Annotated in this window: 2 protein-coding genes; both read left to right on the top strand. The window is 67.2% G+C overall.

Translation table 11 applies throughout. The features are described from left to right. The coding region (locus ACIRQ9_RS40340) for an alpha-glucosidase C-terminal domain-containing protein (RefSeq protein ID WP_404185770.1) at positions 1 to 439 on the top strand (439 nt) is incomplete at its 5' end. Next, on the top strand, positions 436 to 1,282 hold an 847-nt coding region (locus tag ACIRQ9_RS40335), incomplete at its 3' end, for an alpha-amylase family glycosyl hydrolase (protein ID WP_404185767.1). The genes ACIRQ9_RS40340 and ACIRQ9_RS40335, both read left to right, overlap by 4 nt.

Raw genomic sequence — 1,282 nt, 5'->3', positions numbered from 1 at the left:
GGAGTACCTCGACTCCGAGAAGTACCAGCTCAAGCCCCGCGACTGGACCCGCGCGGACACCGAGGGCATCGCCCCCCTCATCACCCGCCTCAACATCGTCCGGCGGGAGCATCCCGCGCTCCGGCAGCTGCGAAACCTGACCTTCCACCACACGGACAACGACTCCGTCATCGCCTACAGCAAGCGGGCCGGCGCGGACACGGTCCTGGTGGTCGTCAACCTCGACCCCCACCACACCCAGGAGGCCACGGTCTCGTTGGACATGCCGCGACTCGGCCTGGACAGCGGCTCGGCCCTGTGCGTGCGGGACGAACTGACGGGCGAGACCTTCGCGTGGGGCAGGGCCAACTACGTGCGCCTGACACCCGGCCGCACGCCGGCCCATGTGCTCCAGGTAGGTCGACCCGCACCAGCGAACGGAGGGCCCAGCGCGTCATGACTGTCAACGACCCCGTCCAGGACACCTTCGAGGACACACCGGCGAAGGACCGGGACCCCGACTGGTTCAAACGCGCCGTCTTCTACGAGGTCCTGGTGCGCTCCTTCCAGGACAGCAACGGTGACGGCATCGGCGACCTCAAGGGTCTGACCGCCAGACTCGACTACCTCCAGTGGCTCGGCGTCGACTGCCTCTGGCTGCCGCCCTTCTTCAAGTCCCCCCTGAGGGACGGCGGTTACGACGTGTCCGACTACACCGCCGTACTCCCCGAATTCGGCGACCTCGCCGACTTCGTCGAGTTCGTGGACGCCGCCCACCAGCGCGGCATGCGCGTGATCATCGACTTCGTCGTCAACCACACCAGCGACCAGCACCCGTGGTTCCAGGAGTCGCGCAAGGACCCCGACGGACCCTACGGCGACTACTACATGTGGGCCGACGACGACAAGCAGTACCAGGACGCGCGGATCATCTTCGTCGACACCGAGGTCTCCAACTGGACCTTCGACCCGGTGCGGGGCCAGTACTTCTTCCACCGCTTCTTCTCCCACCAGCCCGACCTCAACTACGAGAACCCGGCGGTGCAGGAGGAGGTCCTGGCCGCGCTGAGGTTCTGGCTGGACCTCGGCATCGACGGCTTCAGGCTGGACGCGGTGCCCTACCTGTACGCGGAGGAGGGCACGAACTGCGAGAACCTGCCGGCCTCCCACGCCTTCCTGAAGCGGGTCAGGCGCGAGATCGACGCCATGTACCCGGACACCGTGCTGCTGGCCGAGGCGAACCAGTGGCCCGAGGACGTGGTCGACTACTTCGGCGACTACGCCAAGGGCGGCGACGAGTGCC

It is taken from the genome of Streptomyces sp. NPDC101237, from assembly GCF_044767465.1.
Lineage (GTDB): Bacteria > Actinomycetota > Actinomycetes > Streptomycetales > Streptomycetaceae > Streptomyces > Streptomyces gramineus.
The sequence above is the reverse complement of the archived record's forward strand: the minus strand, read 5'-3'. Positions and strand labels throughout refer to the sequence as shown.